The organism is Ochrobactrum sp. C6C9 (assembly GCF_022627935.1).
GTDB lineage: Bacteria > Pseudomonadota > Alphaproteobacteria > Rhizobiales > Rhizobiaceae > Brucella > Brucella teleogrylli.
Genome location: NZ_JABXGB010000020.1, coordinates 14,439 through 34,856 on the forward strand (window position 1 = coordinate 14,439; position 20,418 = coordinate 34,856).

The window sequence follows — 20,418 nt, forward strand, 5'->3', positions numbered from 1 at the left end:
GTAATCGGTTAATGAAAGCAAAGGATTATATCTGGCCAGTCATCGGTGTCTGTGCTGTGGGCGTTTCAGTCTGGCTTCTCTATCGGGAACTTCGCAGCATATCGCTCGACGATGTTCTGGACAGCCTCTACGCCATTCGCGCACATCACTGGGTACTGGCAGCGGCGGCAGCCCTTCTCGCCTATAGCTCGCTTGCCGGTTACGACCGTATCGCGCTTCTCCATTTGCGACGCAAGATTTCCTGGCTTTTCATCGCGCTCTGCTCCTTCACCACCTATGCCCTGTCGCACAATATCGGCGCATCGGTCGTCTCCGGCGCTGTTGTTCGCTACCGCGCCTATTCCTCGCAAGGCATGCCCGGCAGCGAGATTGCTGTTCTCATCGCGTTTTGCTCATTCACATTCATTCTCGGTGTCATCATCACATCAAGTGTCGTGCTGCTGCTTGAGCCGCATGTCCTCATGCGCTTCAACGAAGATCTGACACCCACCGTGGCCATGGTCATTGCCGTGATCATGCTGGCCTTCGTGCTGCTCTATGTCTTCGGCAGCTGGATGCAGCTGCGTCCGCTACAGATCGGCAAGTTCCGACTGGAATATCCGCGCATGTCGGTTGTCGTGCAGCAATTGATCGTGGCCCCGCTGGAGCTGATCGGCGCTGCGGGCATCATCTATTTCGCGCTGCCGGAAGCGGGCAATCCGGGCTTCCTGATCGTGCTCGGCATTTTCCTCGTCTCCTTCTCGGCAGCGCTTATCTCGCACGCGCCGGGCGGCCTTGGCGTGCTTGAACTGGTTTTCCTGACCGGCCTGCCAGATATGCATCAGGCGGATGTGCTGGCAGCACTGATTGTGTTCCGCCTGCTCTATCTCCTGATCCCCTTCGCCATGTCGCTGGTGGTGGTGCTGGTTTTCGAGAAATCGCAGTTCCTGCTGCGCTGGAACGAAAAGCATAATAAGTGAGACCCCATTCAGGCGGAGAATAATTTTCACTTATCCGCCTGAATTTGAATTCCTTTTCCTTAAAGTTGCGGGTTTCAGGGCCTATTTTGGAAACTGCTTCGCAAGTCGCCTCGATATCGGGACGAAAAGCGAAACAGAAAAGCCCTCCCAAGGCTCTGATCTCTATCGCAATTGCGAACGCAAAACCGCTTTGCACTTTTGCTGCAATTGCTTGAAAAGGAAACAACGCATGCCTGCGACACTTATCATCCCCGGCTACAAGGGATCGGAAGCAGGCCACTGGCAGCGCCAATGGTTGCATGACGATCCGTCAGCATTACTGGTTGAACAGGACGACTGGCATTATCCAGTGCTATCCGACTGGATGCATGCGCTCGAAGCAAAACTGGCCGAAAATCCCGGCGCGGTTCTGGTTGCCCATAGCCTCGGCTGTGTGCTGGTTGCCCATCTGGCAAGCCGTCCGGCTGCTGCCCACGTAGCAGGCGCACTTCTGGTCGCCCCGGCTGATGCGGAAACCATGGCCTCCAGGGACAACCGCTTCCAGAGCTTCGCGCCGTTGCCGCGCCATGAGCTGGGTTTCCCGTCCATCGTCGTCGCCAGCCGCAATGACGATTATATGCGCTTTGCCAAGGCAGAGGCATTGGCGAATGTCTGGGGTTCGGGCTTCGTCGACCTTGGCCATGCCGGTCACATCAATGTCGCGAGCGGGTTCAGCCGCTGGCCGGAAGGCGTCATTCTCGCCTCTTCCCTGCAAAGGGAGCCACAAACAGCAGCATCCTCCCAAGCTGCCCAACTGGCCGCCTGACCGCTCGCGCGCCGTGCGTCCTTTCGGACGCACGGCATCAAGCGTGTTGCTTGCGCTCCAGCAGGAATTTCAAAACCAGCGTCAGAACGGCAATCAATGCGAGTGTGGAAGCCGCAGCAAAGGCGCCGGCGACATTATAGTCATTGAACAGTAGCTCCACCTGCAACGGCAAAGTGTTCGTCTTGCCGCGAATAGCGCCGGAAACCACCGAGGTCGCGCCAAATTCGCCCATCACACGCGCATTGCACAACACCGCACCATAGAGCAGCGCCCATTTGATATTGGGAAGCGTGACATAGAAGAATGTCTGCCAGCCATTGGCGCCGAGCGTCATCGCCGCTTCTTCCTCGTCGCTGCCTTGCACTTCCATCAGCGGTATCAATTCCCGCGCCACGAAGGGCGAGGTCACGAACAGACTAACCAGAAAGATCGCCGGGACCGTGAACATGATCTTCAGATCATAGCTTTCAAGCAAAGGTCCGAGCAGGCCCTGCGAGCCATAGAGGAAGAGATAGGTCACGCCCGCCACAATCGGCGAGACGGAGAAGGGAATCTCGACAAAGGTAATCAGCAGCCTGCGTCCCGGAAAACGAAACTTCGTCACCAGCCAGGCGACACAGACGCCGAACGCCATATTGATCGGCACGACCACGATGGCGACCAGCACAGTCAGCCAGATCGCATGCAGCGTATCGGGCTTCAGGATTTCGCCAAAGAACGCGCCCGCGCCCTTGCTGAACGCATAAGCGAAAATGACCGCCAGCGGCGCGCCGATGCACAGGATGGACAGAATGCTGGCCAGCCAGATCAACAGGCTGCGAACGGCCCCCGGCGCGTTGCGCGCCACACTAGCGCTCTGCATAACGAAGCTGCCTTGCCTGAATGAGATTGGTGATGAGCAGCATCAGGAATGCTGTAACCAGCATGACGAAGGCCAGCGCTGCCGCTGCTGGATAATCATATTCGTCGAGCCGGATGAAGATCAGAAGCGATGTCACTTCCGTTTCGAATGGCAGATTGCCGGAAATGAAAACAATGGAACCGAACTCGCCGAGGCTGCGCGCAAACGACAGCGATGCGCCCGCTAGAAAGGCCGGGAAGATCGTCGGCCAGATGATATGGGCGAAAATCTGCCATGGCTTTGCGCCGAGGCTGCGCGCGGCTTCCTCGACATCGGCGCTCATATCTTCCAGCACCGGCTGCACCGTGCGGATGACAAAGGGAATGCTGGTGAACGCCATGGCGATGGAAATACCGAGCGGCGCATAGGCGACCTTGATGCCGAGCGGTTCCAGAAACTGGCCGAACCAGCCGTTCTGTGCAAAGACCGTCACCAGTGCCAGACCCGCAATTGCCGTGGGCAGCGCAAAAGGCAGATCGACGGCCGCATCCATCAGACGCTTGCCGGGAAACTCATATCGCGTCAGAACCCATGCCAGCAGCAGCCCGAACAGACCATTGAACACGGTTGCCAGTGCCGCAGTGCCGAGCGTGATGCGATAGGTGGCCAGCGCGCGGTCGGAGGTGACGATGGACCAGAAATCGCTCCAGCCGAGGCTCGCAGTCTTCATGATCATGGCAAGCAATGGCAGAGCCACGATAACCGTCAGATAAAACAAAGTGCAGCCGAGGGTCAGACCGAACCCCGGCAACACCGAATTGCGTTTCATGCTGAGAAGCGACACTGAATCATTCCATATGACGGCAGGAGCGCACGTCGCCGCACGCTCCTGCATATGAGCTAAATAACCGCTTACTTCTTGGTGAAGAGCTGATCAAGCACGCCGCCTTCGGCAAAATGCTCTTTCTGCAACTTGTCCCAGCCGCCGAAGACATCCTCGACCGTCACGAGACGCACATCGGGATAGATATCCTTATGCTTTTCGATGACCGCCTTGTCATGCACGCGGTTGAAGTTCTGCGCGAGAATCTCCTGACCTTCCGGCGCATAGAGATAGTTCAGATAGGCTTGCGCGATCTTGCGCGAGCCGCGCTTGTCCACCACCTTGTCTACGACCGTGACCGGGAATTCGGCCAAAAGGCTGACTTGCGGAACGACAACGTCGTATTTATCCGCACCGAGCTGCTTTTGCGTGCCACGGGTTTCCGCTTCAAATGTAACAAGCACATCGCCGATACCGCGCTCGGCAAAGGTCGTCGTCGCGCCACGACCGCCCGTGTCGAAAACCGGTACATTCTTGAAGATCTTGCCGACGAATTCACGCACCTTGGCGTCATCGTTGTTGAAGGCTTCCTTCGCATAGGCGGTCGCCGCCAGATAGGTATAGCGCGCATTGCCCGAGGTCTTCGGATTCGGGAAAACCACCTTCACATCGTCGCGGGCCAGATCATCCCAGTTCTTGATGTTTTTCGGGTTGCCCGCACGCACCAGAAACGCCGGAAACGAGTAATAAGGCGACGAATTGTTCGGCAGGCGCTTCTGCCAGTCCGCCGGAATCAGATCGCCCTTGTCGTGCAGAACCTGCACATCGGTCACCTGATTGAAAGTCACCACATCGGCTTCAAGGCCTTCCAGAATGGAGCGGGCCTGCTTGGACGAACCGGCATGCGACTGGTTGACGGTCAGCTCATCACCGGTCTTCGTCTTCCAGTCGGCGATGAACGCCTTGTTGACCTGCTCATAAAGCTCGCGGGCGATATCGTAGGAAACGTTCAGGATTTCCTTCGGCTCTTCAGCCTTGACCGGCGCTGCGCCCAGACCGAGCGCGACAGCCGCATAGAGAAAAATTTTTCGCATTAGACCCATCCCCACCGCCCTGCACCTGCAAAGCGTTCATACAGACGATTGAACTTGGAAAGAAAATCTACCGAAAGGTGATTCAAAATCAACCTAAATCATTGATTTAAATCAATAAACTACTTTCTGCGGAGTCCTTGGAACATGCGCCCAAGCGGCCTAAGCGCGTTAGAAAATTATTCCTTCAAGCGTCAAAAATCAGAAACAGCACAACAAAAAAGCCGGAGACTTTCGCCCCCGGCCCATATTTTATTCTGCGTAAAATCTTACCAGAAACCGCGATGCTGCCAGCACCACAGAAAATTATGCTCACTGCGCTCCAACCGGCTGCGCCGACGCGCTGCGATTTCTTCAGCGCTCAATTTCATTTCCCGCCATGGCTGCGCCAAAAACGCAGGAATGCCCAAGAAGGCGTTTTTCACTCCGGTGGTCAGCACCTGCAAGTTCTGCATTAAACCAGGCCTCCTATCCGCGTTGTCGCGTCCCCATCTCAAAGCTTCCGACCTTAAAGCACGTCTTCAATCCAGACACGCTTTCGCCGTAACAATGAACGATGGGTTAATTTTGAAGGCTTCCGCGCAGATGTCAATAACCGACTTATTTTATCGGAGTTAACAGAGTGAAATATTTTGCGAGCGACAAGCCGCCGCCCGCAAAATCATACCAGCTTACACCTCGTAGTCATTGACGGGCTTGATATGGACCTTGTCCACATTGCGCCCCTTCATGGCGTCGATCCTGAATTCGAAGCCATCCGCGACGAAGCTTTCACCGCCCAGCGGCAGGTGGCCAAGGTGCCAGAGCACGTAGCCAGCCAGCGTCGTATAGCGGTCGCTGTCATCCACCAGATCGCGCTCCAGAAGACCACTCAGGCGGCGAATATCAACAAAGCCGTCGACGATATAACCGCCCTGCCCGTCCGATTCGGCAACAGATGCTTCCTCGTCTTCATCGGGAAATTCCCCGGCAATCGCTTCCAGCACGTCGGTCGGCGTAACGACGCCTTCGAATGAGCCATGCTCATCGACCACGACGGCAAGCTGCACCGGTGAGACACGCAGCTGCTCCATCACACGCAACACATTGGCGCTTTCGTGTACGACAAGCGGCTGCTTGACGACCTGATCCCAATCGATGGACTTTTTGTCCGTCATGTCGAGCAGCAGATCGCGAACCGAAGCGACGCCGACAAATTCATCGACCTGACGGCGGGCAACAACAACGCGCGAGTGCGAAAGCTTGCGAATCGCTTCATGCAAATCCTCTTCGCTTTCATCGATGTCGAGCCATTCGATTTCATTGCGCGGTGACATGATCGAACGCACCGGGCGATCCGCCAGATCCAGAACGCCACGGATCATTTCCTTTTCTTCCGGAAGGAAGACGTCATTGGCAGCTGTCTGCTGGGCGATCACGTCAACAGTATCGGAAAGCGGATTCTCGCCGCGCCCGCCGCCGAGCAGGCGCAGAACCGCGCCCGCCGTCCGCTCACGCAGATCGTTGGTCGTCACCAGCTTTTCACGATTGCGGCGCGAGACCTGATTGGCCGCTTCGATCAACACCGAGAAGCCGATGGCCGCATAGAGATAGCCCTTCGGAATGTGAAAACCAAAGCCTTCCACCACGAGGCTGAAACCGATCATCATCAGGAAGCCAAGGCAGAGGATAACCACCGTCGGATGCTTGTTGACGAAGTCCATCAGCGGCTTGGAAGCCAGCATCATGACGCCGATTGCGATAATGACGGCGATCATCATCACCGGCAGATGCTGCACCATGCCGACAGCCGTAATCACGCTATCCAGCGAGAACACCGCATCGAGGACGACAATCTGGACAATGACCTGCCAGAACACGGCATGGACGACACGGGAGGTTTTCGCACCATGCGCGCCTTCCAGGCGTTCGTGCAGTTCCATCGTGCCCTTGGCCAGCAGGAACAGACCACCGATCAACATGATGATGTCACGTCCGGAGAACGACATATCCATCACTTCGATCAGCGGTTCGCGCAGCGTCACAATCCACGAAATCGATGCAAGCAGGACAAGGCGCATGAGAAGCGCCAGAGCGAGACCGATGACGCGGGCGCGATTGCGCTGATGCGGGGGCAATTTATCGGCCAGAATGGCGATAAAGACGAGATTGTCGATGCCGAGAACGATCTCAAGCACCACCAATGTCACCAAACCTATCCAGGCATTGGGGTCGGCAATCCAGTCCATGGACCAGTCCATGATATGTCGGCTCCTTTAGAACACAACCCGAAGACTATTTTCGGGCAATATGTGAGTACAAACAAATGTTTAGATCGCTGACCTGAATCAAAAAGACAGCGTCCAAACGGGTCAGAAAAAGCGGAATTCAGAGATACCGGCGCAAACGCTTTCGGGCCGGAACGCAAAATCGCGATCCAGCCGAAAAAATCCACAAGCGGCGGAGAGAGGCTTCAGGCCTATGAAGTGAAAGGTTCCCGCGAGGGAACCGGTACTTCGGTAAGACGAATCGTCAGAACTGTCGTCGGGCATTAAGCGCGATGAACCTTTTATAGGGCGCTGTATCGGCTTTCTCGCCGACCTCGGGCACCAATTGGCATACGAAACATACGGTTGTTGTTCGCAATATATTCAAAAGGCTGGCAGGCAAAAGCTTCGATCCGCTGCCAGCTTCACTCTTATTATGCAGACGATCGCCGGTCAGGCAAGTGCGTCTGCCTCATTCCTATTCGGCGGGCGACACTTGCACCCGACGCGATTTGCGCTCGCGGCGCGGACGCGCCTTGAAGAAACGCACACCGATGACCGTGACGATCAGAGTCAGCACGGTGATTCCGATGGCGAACCAGAACATATGGTCGCCATCCATCTTGGCGAAGATGCCCGCGCCACGTCCAGCCAGCCAGCCGGGCAGGAACATCAGCGGCGCCCAAACCAGTGCCGACAGCACGTTTGCAGTCTGGAAGCGCGTCTGGTCCATCGACATCATGCCCGCGACCATTGGCACCGTGCAGCGAACCGGCCCGAAAAAACGACCGAGGAAGACGGCAGAAAAGCCATAGCGGCGGAACAGCAGGCGCGCACGCGCCACACCGCTGCGATGTTTATTGAGAGGCCATTTGTGAATGATGTTACGGCCCAGCCACCAGCCGAGGAAATAGGAGATGATATCGCCGATTACCGCGCCGATGATGGCGCCGATAATAACCGGCAGCGGCTCGATGATTCCAGCGCCGACAAGGCCGCCAATGGCAATCATTATCGGGGTGGCGGGAATGAACATTCCAATGATCGCGAGAGATTCGCCGAAGGCAATGATACCAACAATAGGTCCGGCCCATGCCCGATGATCGGAAATGAACTGCCCGAGATCGCTGATAATGCTTTCCATGCTTTCCTCAAATGCCGCGAACCGGATCTTGAAGCGGTTTACCCGCCTCGGTTTTCTCCGCAAAGGCTATCCGGTGCATGACGCGCCTTGCTCGAGCTTGTTTTGCTGATCGATCAGCGAAGATTTTTGATCGAGGACTTAATATCCGCTGATCAAGACATTTATATGCTCTAACTTCTCAGACAAGCATCAAAAAATGATGACATGGCTGCGACATTTGAAGCGTTTGCATACGCCCCGATGCCGTAACCTGTTTCGCCTCCCGCGCGGACACATCCGCAAGCACGAATCCAGTATTTCGCGAATATGGAGTCGGCCAGGCGCGCTTACAACGCTGGAAGAGCAAAAAAATGAATCAAAACAAGATTCTTTTTGCATTCGATTCTTCGGGATTCGCTCAAGCAATCGCAACTTTGGCGGATGAATGATCGATATTCCCGGAAAAGGTGCAAAGCCGGATTTTCCAAAACACCGCATTTCCGGGCTTTTGCACAAAGACGCAAGTTTTTTTCGAAATTTTTCTATTGGAGGGTAGACAGCTGGAAAATCGACCGGTATACACCCGCTCACTTCACCGGGGCCGCTGCCTCGGCAAAGCGAGTGGGTGATTAGCTCAGTTGGTAGAGCAGCTGACTCTTAATCAGCGGGTCGTAGGTTCGATCCCTACATCACCCACCATTTTCTCTTTTGAAAACAAACGCTTCCGCTGATTGACACCGTAACGAACGGCGACGAAGTGATCCTGCGATCGCATCAAAATTTCAATTATCTTCCCCTCATAAACCTCATCGTTCATCTGGATATGTCCGCATTCGCTGCAACCTCGTACACCGTGTCGCGAGTACATTACAGTTTCATTAAATATAATTAATTGGCCCATTCATATGCGGTTCATCTAAAAAGACACACATTACTCACACGCCAATTGACGGCGCCCTGTAAAGAGTAATGGAGTCAAGCAACCATGAAATATAGAACCGCACTTCTCGCTGTAATCGCATCGACTATGCTTGCTGGTCCTGTACTGGCACAAGAAAGCAGCAACGCGAATACACCAAAGCCAGCAACGGAAGCGGCTGCTACACAGGATAAGGACGTCAAGACCAAGCGCGGGCCAATCGATCTGGAAAAGTTTTCCCGCATGGAAGAGCTCAAGGCCGCCGACACCAATGGCGACGGCACCCTGTCTCGCGATGAAATTGAAGCGCTGGCGCTCAAGCGTTTCGTGAAGCGCGAAGCCGACCGCCTGGAACGTCGTCTCGACGTCAAGGGCGACGGTAACATCACCCTGACGGCCATCGAAAACCAGCGCAAGAAGGAATTCGCCGCGCTGGATCGTAACGAAGACGGCAAGCTCGACCGCAGCGAAATGCGCGCTGCCCATATGGACCGCCGTGGCAAAGGTCCACATGGAGGCCGTCACGGCATGGGACAGCACCATAAGGGCGGCGAAAAAGGCTCCCACGGTCCAATGAAGGGCCAGAATGAAAAGCCGCAGGAATAATTCCTGAAACAAAAGCCCGGGCGCAACGGCCCGGGCTTTTTATTGGTTCGTCTTCGACGATCAGGAGCGGATAACGCCCTTCTTGAAAATGATATTGCCGTAAAGCCGGCGCTCGCCGGTGCGGATCACAGCGAAAGCTTCGGTGGCGCGGGCGTAGAACGCAAAGCGTTCCACCGGATCGACGGCGATCTTGCGCCCCTCGGCCACAGCGATGACCTCTTCAAACTCGCCATAGATGGCTGGCGTCTCGTTCGGCGCCTGCATGACAGCCGCTGGCATGTCGACAAAATCATCGAGCGGCAGAACCGACAACACGGCTTCGGCCATGGCCGTGGCGCTGATGCCCGGAAAATCCAGCACGGGCACGCCGGAAGCCTGCGCCGGGTAGTTTGCGTCCACGATGACGAGATCGTCTCCATGCCCCATATCTGCGAGAATGGAGAGGAGCGAGCCGGTCAGCAACGGATTGATATTTTTCAGCATAGTGTCTGATTCCAGATTGGAGGCGTTTTCGATGCGAAAATCTATTCAAACGGCGGTCCATATGCAAACGCCGGCTGCGATGCAGCCGGCGTTTTTCTCGATGGTTCCGGAGAGATGGCTTACTCGGCCTTGGCTTCGATATTCACCTTGTCGAGCAGCGACAGCGGGTCCTGCGACGCCGCGATCATATCCAGCGCGCCAATGCCCTTCTCCGCCTTCGACGTGACCGTCAGCTCGAAAATATTCGGCTTGGCGAGGAAGTTTGAGAATGCGGTAACCGCGTCCTGTAGCTTCGGCTGATCAGTCGCCAGTTCCTGCAGGAAGGCGGCGGCGATCAGGGAGAAGTTGCTGCGTACTTCGTCCTCCGTCATGCCGTTTTCTTCCCCATAAAGCTTGAGCGCCTTGGCGAGCAGGCCCTTTTCCTCAACCTTCACCTTCACTTCACGCGCCTTGAGGCCAAGAGCGGCAACCTGCGTCATCACCTTGTCGCCCGAGAAGAACTCCTTGGTGAAGCCGCCCATCAGGCCATTGACCGAAACGCGGCCCATGTCCTTGCCGCTGACGGAAATATCCGAAATGACGAGATTCTGGTTCGCTTCATCCCAGTTCATCGCCATGTTGGAGGAGATCGTCACCGTGTCATAGCCAAGCTTGCGCAGGTGATCGTAAATCTGGTCACTGCCATGCGGAACCGGAAGCGTCATATCCTCATAGCTTACGCGAATATCGGACGGGATACCGTTCTGCGGCTTGGTGAGCGCGACTTCGTAATTCTTCATGGAGAATTTTATGCGCTCTGGAACTGCTGGAACCGTTGCTTCTTCAGCAGCTTCCGGCTGCGCCTCTTCGCCTTCGGTCGCAGGCTCTTCCGTGGAATCCTGTGCCGGACCCGCGATATCGACACCCTGATCGTCCGTCGCGGCGGCTGCATCATCGCCCGCCGCATCGACGGTTTCCTGATCGGTCGCATCGTCTGTGGTTTCGTCAGCGCCGGTCACATCATCAACCGCTTCCGGTTCATAAGGCAGATCAGCATCGACACCGGAAACGCGCGTGGTGCCGAATTCAGGCAAAAGCGTTGTAAAGGGGAAGTTTTCGGCCTCTTCATCGCTAAGCGCGGCGAACTTCTTCAAGGCTTCCATAGTCGGTGCCCAGGAAAAGCCCTGCATGGAAACTTCATCGACTTTCATATAGTCGGTGCCGTTGCCGATATTGACGCCCTTCACGGTGGCGTCCACCTTGCTGGTGTCGAACGCAATCGAAATCTGAGCAATGTCGCCCTTGCCCTTGGTGCCGTCGGCGGGCTCGATCTTGAGGCCGAGCATCTCCATGTCGCCCTTGCCAATCATATCGACGATCGACAGCACGCGCAGGAAGAATTCGCGCTGTTCTGCGGGCGTCAGGTCGTCGGGGTTCTTCACCGCCTCGAGTTTCTGAACCGTTTCCAGAAGCGGTTCGGCAGGCATGCGCATGCTGAAACCATTGCTGCGAATTTCGTCGTAGCCGAAGCTCGCTTCGCTGCTTTTCATGACGATATTCTTGGCAGAGAACGGGCCATAAACCGGCTTGGCGTCCTTGTCGTCCGGTCCGGCCTTTTCCGTATAAAGGCGCGTCAGATAAACACCGTCAATGTCCTTGCCTTCCGTCTGGCCGATTGAGCCCTGCATCTGGTCGCGGACTGTTTCGCCGTCCTCTTTGGGCGCGTCGAACGCAAACTCAAAGGTCGTATTTGCGGCGGAAAAACTGGCGACGTGGCCTTGCTGGATGTCATTGAGCTTCACGTCCTTGTAGACGATTTTCTGCTCGTTGCCCGCAATGGTCTGAACCAGATTGATTTCCGGTGCGACGACGCTCTTGGCCGAGAAGCGACCGACGCGCTCCGGCAAGGTCAGCTGGCTGTTGCCAAAGGTTTCGCGCAATGTGGAAATATCAAAGCTCGCATCGTCGATCTTCACATGGGGAATGGAGATCTTGTAATTGGCGACCTGCGTGTTGATGTCGGATGCATCTAGCATACCGGTCAGAAACAGGAATTTCGGACGGCCTTCGATCGAGCCTATGCGCACATCAGAACCGTTCTTGAGCGGCAGCGTCACGTCGCGCAGATGAATGCGCCCAAGGAAATCGGCTTCGACGGAAGCAGCCTTGCCGCCACGCTTTTCCAGTTGTGACGTGATGGTGTTCTGAAGCGTGATCTTGTATCCGGTCAGACCAGCGGCAGCTATCGCGATGACCGCAACGGCGGCCCAAAGCGCCTTGCGTCCACCCTTGCCGGTCCCGTTCTTTGCCTGCTCCACGATATTCGTCCTTTCAGCGCAATTGAAACGGTTGTCGGTGCCCGCCGTCGCAGCCTAAGGATCATGCAACCAAACGGAAAATCATGGTCTACAGAAACACGGCTAAAACAACAGCTTAGAGCACCCTGCCTGAATCAAACAGGCAATAAGGTGCTCTAACTACCTGTAATTGTGCGCGCAAGCAGGAATGGCGATTGCTGCCTGATTTTTCGGCATACTCCCAATAAAACAGGTGGTTTTTCAGTAGATCGCGTTAGAAACGCCACAGTAATGCAACTCAGAGCGGTGCTTGTGGGTGCGGAGAACCATCGTAGGCGCCCCAGATCGACTGATCGAAATTGACGATTGCTCCGGTCATCAGCCCCGATTCTTCCGAAGCCAGGAACGCAATTGCGCGCGCAACTTCCGCAGGATCGATCAAGCGCCCAAAGGGTTGCGCTCTGGCGGCGTCATCGAGCCAGTTGGCAGGCGCACCATGAAATTCGCGCTGGATGCGATCTTCACCGTCCGTCGCCATCCAGCCGATATTCAGGCAGTTGACGCGGATACGGTTGCGCAGCACCGAATAGGCAACATTGCGGGTCAACGTGTCGAGCGCGCCCTTGGAGGCGCAATAAGCGGCGATGAATGGTTGCCCCCCCATCGACGACATAGAGGAAATGTTGACAATCGCGCCCTCCACGCCATCGCGCCGGAAAAGCTTGATGGCCTCCTGAATAAGAAAGAAAGGCGCTCTGGTATTGACAGCAAACAGCCGATCGAAAAGCTCCGGCGAGGTATCCAGTATAGTTCCGCGGTCGGTTAGTCCCGCCGCATTGACCAGAATATCGAGACGTCCGAAAGCCCGGTCAGCCTCGGCTAAAATCTTTCTGCAATCCTCGACATTTTCCAGATCGGCCTGAACGAAGACCGCGCGCGCGTCGATCTTCTCCAGCAGATCGACCTGCGCCCGTCCCTTTTCCACGGACCGTCCGCAGATAACCAGACCGGCGGCGCCACGTTCTGCAAACAGCTTTGCCGTGGCCGCACCCAGCCCTTGTGTACTGCCGGTAATGACAGCAACCTTGCCTTTCAATTGCTCGCTCATCGCAAACTCCGAGACCCGATCAAACCCTGCCGCCCAATTCGGCTGACAGGTCGGACAATTCCTGACCGCCAGCCATCAGGCTCTGCAATTCATCCATATCGACTTCGCTCTTGGTGCGGGTGCCAAGCGTCACACCGCGATTAAGCACGGTGAATTTGTCGCCCACCGCATGGGCATGGCGAACATTGTGCGTGATGAAGATCACACCCAGACCCCGCGCGCGCACCTGATTGATATATTTGAGAACCATCGCGGTCTGGCGAACACCGAGCGCGGAGGTCGGCTCATCGAGGATCAATATCTTCGCCCCGAAATAAACAGCGCGGGCAATGGCCACACATTGTCGTTCGCCACCGGACAGCGTGCCCACGGCCTGCTGTGGATCGCGCACATCGATGCCGATCCGGCGCATTTCCTCACGGGTCACGTCTTCAGCAAACTGCGTGTCGAACCAGCGCAGCGGGCCAACCCCCTTGGTCGGCTCGCGACCCAGAAAGAAGTTCCGCATCACCGACATGAGCGGGATCATCGCCAGATCCTGATAGACGGTCGCGATCCCGTGGTCGAGTGCATCGCGCGGGCTATTGAACGCAACCTGTTTGCCTTCAACAAGGAAGTCACCGCTCGTCGGCTTGTGCACGCCGGACAGCGTCTTGATCAGCGTTGATTTGCCCGCGCCATTGTCGCCCAGCAGGCAATGAACCTGCCCCGGCTCGACGCTCAACGAAACGCCATTCAGTGCAATAACCGGCCCGAAATGTTTGACAAGATTACGGATTTCAATCGTCGGCATCGTCGTTGTCATTGTCATGGCAACCTCCCGGCTCAGCGCTCGCCCGTGGCGCGCTTGCGAATGAAATTATTGAAGAGAACGGCGATCAGCAGCATTCCGCCGAGGAAGACGAGATACCAGTCCTGATCGATCTGCGTGTAGGTCAGGCCGATCAGCACCATGCCGAAAATGATTGCGCCAAAGAAAGCACCAATGGCCGAACCATAACCGCCTGTCAGCAGGCACCCGCCGATGACAGCCGCGATGATCGCTTCAAACTCCTTCTGGAAACCGCGCCGCGCATCGGTCGATCCGGCATCGAGCACGGTGAGAATGGCGACCAGCGCTGCGGCCATGGCCGTGCATATGAAGAGTGTGGTCTTGACGCGGCGCACGGGAACGCCGGAATTTCGCGCCGCCAGCGCATCGCCGCCCGCTGCGAAAATCCAGTTGCCGAAGCGGGTGCGCACCAGAACATAGGTGGCGATCAGCGCCACACCGACAAACCATAGCACCTCGACGGGAACGCCTTTTACGGTCGGTTCGCCATTCGGGAACTTGGCAATCAGGTCGCGCTCGGCCATCCAGGCGAACAGCCCCTGAAACGCATCGCCTGAAAACAAGCCCGCAAGCGCGCTGTTGCCGACTGCTTCCTTGACGCCGCGAAGCTGCGTCGCGCCGCCGGTTGCCCATTTGAGGCCGACAAGCGACAGGCCACGCAGGATAAACAGAAAAGCCAGCGTCACGATGAAGGACGGCAAGCCGCTCCTGATCACGATCTGCGCATTGACCGTTCCGACGAGCGCCGCAAAGACAAGCGTGATAATGATCGCCACTCCAAGCGGCAATTGCCAGACGACAAGCGCCGCAGCAAAAATCAGACCGGCAAACGCCACCATCGAGCCGATGGAAAGGTCGAATTCACCGCCGATCATCAGCAACGCGGCGGCGACCGCGAGAATACCAAGTTGCGATGCAGGCGCCATGAAATTCATGATGCCCGCCGCCGTGAACATTGCCGGGTTGGCCGTAGTCAGGAAGAAAGCCGTGATGAGAATGAGCCCGGAAACCGCACCAAGTTCGGGGCGACTGAGCAGCCGCTGGATCGGACTTGCCGTTTTCAGCCGTTCGTCTCGCTGCTCCGCAATCGTCGCGGGCTTCGGTTCGGACATGGGTTCGCTCATGATTTTCTCCTGAGGCCTCATCGCAGCTGCTTCATGCCCAGCTGTCGAGCTTCGGGTGCAACCACCCGTTCCCGCCCATCGCTATGGGCGGGTCATGGAAAGTGTTTTTAGAACCGGAGGAAATTTTGGCTCTGACGAGCCGAAAATGGTGCGGTTTGAGAACCGGAGCGCAGTGTACTTTTGGGTACATGAGCACCGGAAGCGCAAAACAGTGCCATTTGCAGGCCGCCAGAGCCGAAATATTGCCGGTTCTAACGGATGCCCTTGGCGGAAAGCTCGACTACTTGGGCAGCCTTGTCCTTGGTGATCAGGTTCGGGCCGGAAGGCACATTGCCGCCGGGCATCAGGCCATATTTCGCATTGAGCGCCAGGAACGAAACCGGCAGATAACCTTGCAGGAACTGCTGCTGGTCGATGGCGAAGTCTGCCTGCCCCTTCTCGACGGCTTCAAGGAAGCCTGCCGACATATCGAAGGTTGCAACATGAATGCCGCTGCGGCCACTTTCTGCTGCCGCCTTCACGGCAGGCTCACCGGCAAGCGTCGCGTTAAGGGTCAGGATCGTATCGACCGCTGTGTCGGAGGCGAGCGCCGCGCGCACCTTGGCTTCATTTTCCGCCGGATCAGTGGAGGTCGGCAGAACGGTCACGTCACCGAAGCCTTCCTTGAAACCGGCGCAACGCTGGTCAAGCGAGACATTGCCCACTTCCTGATTGACACAGATACCTTTCTTGCCGCCGGCCTCTTTCAAGGCTTCGCCGGCGACCTTGCCCGCATCGAATTCATCCTGACCGACATGCAGCAGCGCGCCGAGTTTCTTGGAAGCATCGGAACCGGAGTTCATCGATATGACCGGAATACCAGCGGCGACGGCGCGCTGGATCGACGGCCCGAGCGCATCGGCATCCGGGATCGATACGACGATACCTTGCGGCTTCTGGTTGATGGCCGCATCGATAAGCTGGCCCATTTGCACCATGTCGAAGGTTTCCGGCGCGCGATAGTCAACCTTGGCACCCGTATCCTTGGCAGCTTCCGCCACACCATTCTTCACCACGGACCAGAACGGGTCCGATGCCTGACCATGGCTGACGACAACGATATTGATGTCAGCCGCATGTGCAGCGAATGACGCAGCCATGAGGGCCGCGCCAGCGACTGCCGATTTCAAAAGAGATTTCATGTTCACTCCTCCCATTGTCCGACGCTCCCCGCCGGTTTTCTCGATTTTCAGCCTTGTCGGTATCATCACGGTGACTTCCTCCAAGTCATGACCCGCAAATAAAGCGACTTCGGCTATTCAATAGAATGAAACAATCATTAGAAAATTCTCGTGGAATTATAATTCCATTTCTGCTAGCCCATGTCAATCGGATAAGCTCTCCCCGAAACGCATATTTTCCGACTGGATGATGCGTATTGCGGGCAGAACTTTGCCAGCATGTATGGTGTCAGCGCTTGGGAGGAAGGCATGGCAGTCGTTACAGGTCTGATCGGGTCCGGCTTTATGGGCAAGACCCATGCGCTGGCGCTTGCCAACGTCAATCGCATCTTCGACCTGCCTTTGCAGGTCGAGTTGCACACGCTGGCCGATATCGATGAAACAACCGCTGAGAAAGCCGCAAGACAACTGGGCTTTGCCCATGCGACCGGCAACTGGTGCGACCTGATTGCCGATCCGACAATCAACCTTATCGATATCACCACGCCCAACCGATTTCACAAGGAAATGGCGCTGGCGGCGATTGAAGCAGGCAAGCATGTTTATTGCGAAAAGCCACTTGCCCCCAGCGCAGCCGATTGTCTGGAAATGACGCTCGCGGCGGAGAAGAAAGGTGTCCAGACAGCCGTTGGTTTCAACTATCTCAAGAACCCGATGATCCGGCTGGCGAAAGACATTATAGACAGCGGTGAAATTGGAGAGGTCCGGAACTTTCGCGGCATCCATGCGGAAGATTTCATGGCCGATGCGCGCATTCCATGGACATGGCGACTGGACCCGGCTGGCGGCGGCGGTGCCCTTGCCGATATAGGTAGCCACATCATCGCTGCCGCGCGCTATCTGGTCGGCCCGATTGCCGAAGTCATGGGCAAGACCGTCACCGCCATTCGCGAGCGCCCGGACAGCGCCGATCCTTCACAAAGCAAGCCGGTTGAAGTGGACGATGTCTGCCATGCCATGATCAGTTTTTCCAATGGGGCGACCGGGACGCTGGAAGCAAGCTGGATCGCCAGCGGGCGCAAAATGCAGCATGACTTCGAAATCTCCGGCTCGAAAGGCGCGATCTTTTTCACGCAGGAGCGGTTCAACGAGTTGGACCTGTTTCTTCATGCCGACAAAAAAGGCCAGCAGGGTTTTCGCAAGATTTTTGCCGGTCCCGACCACGAACCCTATGGTTCGTTCTGCGTGGCGGCGGGACACCAGATCGGTTTCAACGACCTCAAGACCATCGAAGTGCGCGACTTCCTGCTGGCTATTGCTGGCCATAAAACCGGACATGCCGATTTCCGTGAAGGTTATGAAGTGCAAAAGACGCTGGAAACGATCTACGGTTCGGCGCGGGAACGCCAGTGGCGCAGAGTTTAAGCGCGGGACTTCGGCTGCACGATGAACTGCCCGTCGATATGCAGGATATGCGCCTCGATCCCGTAAACCTGCCGCAGCCGCTCCGGCGTCAGCACGTCCTGCGGCGGGCCATCCGCCGCAAGACGCCCGTTCTCGAGAATGATCAGCCGCGTGCAATATTGTGCCGCAAGGCCAAGCTCATGCAGCGAGGCGATCACCGTTCGGCCTTCCTGCGCAATTGCGGCAAAGTTTTCCATCAAGGCCAGTTGATGCGACGGATCAAGCCCGGCGACCGGCTCGTCGGCGAGGATCACAGGCGTATCCTGCGCCAGAACGCGGGCGATCAGCACCCGCGCCAGTTCACCGCCGGAAAGCGCGTTGGCTGGCCGCTCGGCAAAGGCTTCCACATCCATGCGCTGCATCGCCGAACGGATCAGCGCTTCATCGCCAGCGTCCAGCGAAGCAAAGCTTGGCTTCAGCGCCGACCGTCCCAATGACACCAGCATATGCGCGGAAACCGGCCAGGCGACATCGCGCTCCTGCGGCAGATAGGCAACCGCACCAGCTTTGTCGCGGGCGTTGAAATTGGCTATTCCTCGTCCATCGAGTGAAACCGCGCCATCTGCCCGAACAAGGCCGAGCATTGCTTTCAAAAGCGTGGTTTTGCCTGCGCCATTGGGTCCGATCAGGCCGATGAACTCGCCGGGGCCTGCATCGAAGCTGACGCGATCCAGCACGGTTTTCCCGCCCAGCGACACGCTGATATTTTGAACCGAGAGCACCGTCATACGAGTTGCCTGCGATATTTGAACACCAGCCACAGGAAGAATGGCGCGCCGATCAGGGCCGTGACGACGCCGAGCTTCAGTTCCCGTCCCGGCATGGCGACCCGCACCACTATATCGGCAGCAAGCAGCAAAGCCGCACCGCCCAAGCTACTCGCGACAAGCAGCCGCGATGGTCGCGCCCCGACCAGCGGTCGCAGCAGATGCGGCACCACAAGACCGACAAATCCGATAGCGCCCGCCACTGCCGTCGAAGCACCGACACAAAGCGCTGTGCCCAACACGGCCAGAAGCTGCGCGCGGGCCAGACTGACACCCATGCTGGCCGCTGCATCGGCACCGAGCGTCAGGCTGTCGAGCGCCCGCCCCAGCGACAGAAGCATGATCCAGCCAATGATGATGAACGGAACCACCAGCATCACATGGGTCATCGAGCGGTCTGCCAGCGAGCCGAGCATCCAGAACACGATTTCCATCGCTGCGAAGGGGTTGGGCGAAAGGTTGAGCGCCAGAGCAGTCAGCGCTCCGGCTAGGCTGGTCACCGCGACACCGGCCAGAATGACCGCCAATGTTCCGGCATTGCGCCCGGCCAGAAGCTTGACGAGAAAGACCGATGCGAATGCACCGGCCAGCGCCAGCAAAGGCAGGGCCAAGGGAAACAGCAGCGACAGCCCGGTATAAATGGCGATGACTGCGCCAAGCGAAGCCGAAGCGCTGACGCCGAGCAATCCGGGTTCTGCCAGCGGGTTTCGCAGATAGCCTTGCAGGGCCGCCCCAGAAAGCCCCAGCGACGCGCCGATCAGCAAAGCCAGCAAGGCGCGCGGCAGGCGGATCTCACGCATCACCAGCACGATGGCATCGCCCTCGCCGCTGAACAGCGCCCGGAGACTGTCGCTCACCGCAATATTGGCTGGCCCGGTCAGCAGCGACCACGCGAAAAGGACCGCCACAAGCACGGTAAGGCTGACGAGCAAAAGCACGAAACGAGTGTTTTCAGTCACGCGCCGCCTCGCCAAGTTTTTCCACCGCCTCAACACTGAACGGCCCGCCGCAAACGGTCAGATTATCGGGAAGCGTCATTGCTTTCGCCTCGCGCTCCAGCGCCTGCAAAGCCGGATGCCGGAAATTCTGGAAAGCCAGCCCCGGTGCGCGCTCGCTTGCACTGAGGACCAGCATATCTGGCTTTTCCATCACCAGCATTTCGAGAGGTAGCGCCGCAGGTCCGTTCACGCCAGCGCGGTCGGCGATATTGTCCAGCCCTGCCCGCTTGACCGCCTCGTCAATCAATGTGCCGCGCCCGGATGTGTAACTATTGGCGAAATAAAGCGCGACGGTCTTGCGTTGCTGCGGCTTTTCTATTGCCGCAAGTCTAGATCGCATGGAGGCGACCAGCGCTTCCGCCTGTTCTTCGCGTCCAAGCAACGCGCCCATCCGCCTTAGATGCGCTTCGATATCGTCAAACGAGCGCGCAGGCGTGAACTGTTCCACATGCAGGCCAAGCCTGCGCAGAAGATCGACCGTCACCTGCGATGAAAATGTGCCCGCCAGCACCAGATCGGGCTTCATGAGGAAAATCTCCTCTGCTTCAGCCCGATTAACCGGTATTGTCGCCGCCTGCACAGCCAGCACGGAAAGCTGCGGATCGCGCGACAGACGGGAAACCGACCGCAACTGTCCCGGCGCGGCCAGAAGCATGGCCAGTTGATCGGTGCAGACATTGATCGACACCACGCGCTGTGGCGGTGCAGCCTTGGCAGAAGAAAGAGCGACCGAAACCATGGCTGCCAGCGCCATAAGCCAGTTTGCGCCAAGGATCGTCGCTCTCGTCATCCG

19 protein-coding genes and 1 tRNA gene are annotated in these 20,418 nt (G+C 57.1%); 5 read left to right on the forward strand and 15 right to left on the reverse strand.

The window, feature by feature from the left end; all coding sequences use genetic code 11:
* Positions 1 to 11 precede the first annotated feature (11 nt).
* Positions 12 to 959 carry a lysylphosphatidylglycerol synthase domain-containing protein gene (locus HWD97_RS16145; RefSeq protein ID WP_109369307.1) on the forward strand — a complete coding sequence of 316 codons (948 nt, stop codon included), beginning with the start codon at positions 12 to 14 and terminating at the stop codon, positions 957 to 959.
* Between the two features lie 229 nt (positions 960 to 1,188).
* Complete coding sequence (locus HWD97_RS16150) at positions 1,189 to 1,764, forward strand: alpha/beta hydrolase (protein WP_109369308.1); 576 nt, start codon at positions 1,189 to 1,191, stop codon at positions 1,762 to 1,764.
* A 37-nt stretch (positions 1,765 to 1,801) separates the two neighbouring features.
* On the opposite strand, the gene cysW is transcribed toward HWD97_RS16150, so the two are convergent.
* From cysW to HWD97_RS16180, 6 genes are all read right to left on the reverse strand, one after another.
* Positions 1,802 to 2,626 (reverse strand): sulfate ABC transporter permease subunit CysW, encoded by an 825-nt coding sequence (gene cysW / locus HWD97_RS16155; RefSeq protein ID WP_109369309.1) that lies wholly within the window; start codon positions 2,624 to 2,626, stop codon positions 1,802 to 1,804.
* On the reverse strand, positions 2,613 to 3,434 hold the full coding sequence (gene cysT, locus HWD97_RS16160; protein ID WP_109370257.1) for a sulfate ABC transporter permease subunit CysT: 822 nt from the start codon (positions 3,432 to 3,434) through the stop codon (positions 2,613 to 2,615). Before cysT ends, cysW begins: the two co-directional genes overlap by 14 nt.
* 83 nt (positions 3,435 to 3,517) lie before the next feature.
* Entirely contained in the window at positions 3,518 to 4,522 is a 1,005-nt protein-coding gene (locus HWD97_RS16165; RefSeq protein WP_109369310.1) for a sulfate ABC transporter substrate-binding protein, read from the reverse strand.
* 266 nt (positions 4,523 to 4,788) lie between these two features.
* Positions 4,789 to 4,974, reverse strand: a complete 186-nt coding sequence (locus HWD97_RS16170) for a hypothetical protein (protein WP_109369311.1) — start codon at positions 4,972 to 4,974, stop codon at positions 4,789 to 4,791.
* Positions 4,975 to 5,190: 216 nt separating this feature from the next.
* Positions 5,191 to 6,759 (reverse strand): TerC family protein, encoded by a 1,569-nt coding sequence (locus HWD97_RS16175; protein ID WP_109369312.1) that lies wholly within the window; start codon positions 6,757 to 6,759, stop codon positions 5,191 to 5,193.
* A gap of 484 nt (positions 6,760 to 7,243) precedes the next feature.
* Positions 7,244 to 7,909 (reverse strand): DedA family protein, encoded by a 666-nt coding sequence (locus HWD97_RS16180; RefSeq protein ID WP_109369313.1) that lies wholly within the window; start codon positions 7,907 to 7,909, stop codon positions 7,244 to 7,246.
* A 602-nt stretch (positions 7,910 to 8,511) separates the two neighbouring features.
* On the opposite strand from HWD97_RS16180, the gene HWD97_RS16185 reads away from it, so the two are divergent.
* Together HWD97_RS16185 and HWD97_RS16190 are read left to right on the forward strand one after the other, a co-directional pair.
* Positions 8,512 to 8,587 (forward strand) — tRNA-Lys (locus tag HWD97_RS16185).
* Between the two features lie 286 nt (positions 8,588 to 8,873).
* Entirely contained in the window at positions 8,874 to 9,413 is a 540-nt protein-coding gene (locus HWD97_RS16190; RefSeq protein ID WP_109369345.1) for an EF-hand domain-containing protein, read from the forward strand.
* Positions 9,414 to 9,473: 60 nt separating this feature from the next.
* On the opposite strand, the gene HWD97_RS16195 is transcribed toward HWD97_RS16190, so the two are convergent.
* The 6 genes from HWD97_RS16195 to HWD97_RS16220 form a co-directional block, all read right to left on the reverse strand.
* Positions 9,474 to 9,896, reverse strand: a complete 423-nt coding sequence (locus HWD97_RS16195) for an RbsD/FucU family protein (RefSeq protein ID WP_109369346.1) — start codon at positions 9,894 to 9,896, stop codon at positions 9,474 to 9,476.
* A 119-nt stretch (positions 9,897 to 10,015) separates the two neighbouring features.
* A complete protein-coding gene (locus tag HWD97_RS16200; RefSeq protein ID WP_109369347.1) occupies positions 10,016 to 12,193 on the reverse strand; it encodes a hypothetical protein in 2,178 nt (725 codons plus the stop codon).
* 277 nt (positions 12,194 to 12,470) lie between these two features.
* A complete protein-coding gene (locus tag HWD97_RS16205; protein ID WP_109369348.1) occupies positions 12,471 to 13,280 on the reverse strand; it encodes an SDR family oxidoreductase in 810 nt (269 codons plus the stop codon).
* Between the two features lie 19 nt (positions 13,281 to 13,299).
* Positions 13,300 to 14,085 (reverse strand): ATP-binding cassette domain-containing protein, encoded by a 786-nt coding sequence (locus HWD97_RS16210; RefSeq protein ID WP_371830792.1) that lies wholly within the window; start codon positions 14,083 to 14,085, stop codon positions 13,300 to 13,302.
* Between the two features lie 20 nt (positions 14,086 to 14,105).
* Positions 14,106 to 15,236: an ABC transporter permease gene (locus HWD97_RS16215; protein WP_109369350.1), complete on the reverse strand. Its 1,131-nt coding sequence runs from the start codon at positions 15,234 to 15,236 to the stop codon at positions 14,106 to 14,108.
* Positions 15,237 to 15,487: 251 nt separating this feature from the next.
* On the reverse strand, positions 15,488 to 16,417 hold the full coding sequence (locus tag HWD97_RS16220; RefSeq protein ID WP_109369351.1) for a sugar ABC transporter substrate-binding protein: 930 nt from the start codon (positions 16,415 to 16,417) through the stop codon (positions 15,488 to 15,490).
* 288 nt (positions 16,418 to 16,705) lie between these two features.
* On the opposite strand from HWD97_RS16220, the gene HWD97_RS16225 reads away from it, so the two are divergent.
* Positions 16,706 to 17,821, forward strand: coding sequence for a Gfo/Idh/MocA family protein (locus tag HWD97_RS16225; protein WP_109370258.1), 1,116 nt, complete (start codon positions 16,706 to 16,708; stop codon positions 17,819 to 17,821).
* On the opposite strand, the gene HWD97_RS16230 is transcribed toward HWD97_RS16225, so the two are convergent.
* The 3 genes from HWD97_RS16230 to HWD97_RS16240 are packed head-to-tail and all read right to left on the reverse strand — an operon-like array spanning position 17,818 to position 20,415.
* A complete protein-coding gene (locus HWD97_RS16230) occupies positions 17,818 to 18,588 on the reverse strand; it encodes an ABC transporter ATP-binding protein (protein ID WP_121536352.1) in 771 nt (256 codons plus the stop codon). The two genes, HWD97_RS16225 and HWD97_RS16230, sit on opposite strands and share 4 nt — an antisense overlap.
* Positions 18,585 to 19,586, reverse strand: coding sequence for an iron ABC transporter permease (locus HWD97_RS16235; RefSeq protein ID WP_109369353.1), 1,002 nt, complete (start codon positions 19,584 to 19,586; stop codon positions 18,585 to 18,587). Before HWD97_RS16235 ends, HWD97_RS16230 begins: the two co-directional genes overlap by 4 nt.
* Positions 19,579 to 20,415: an ABC transporter substrate-binding protein gene (locus tag HWD97_RS16240; RefSeq protein ID WP_109369354.1), complete on the reverse strand. Its 837-nt coding sequence runs from the start codon at positions 20,413 to 20,415 to the stop codon at positions 19,579 to 19,581. Before HWD97_RS16240 ends, HWD97_RS16235 begins: the two co-directional genes overlap by 8 nt.
* Positions 20,416 to 20,418: the final 3 nt, after the last annotated feature.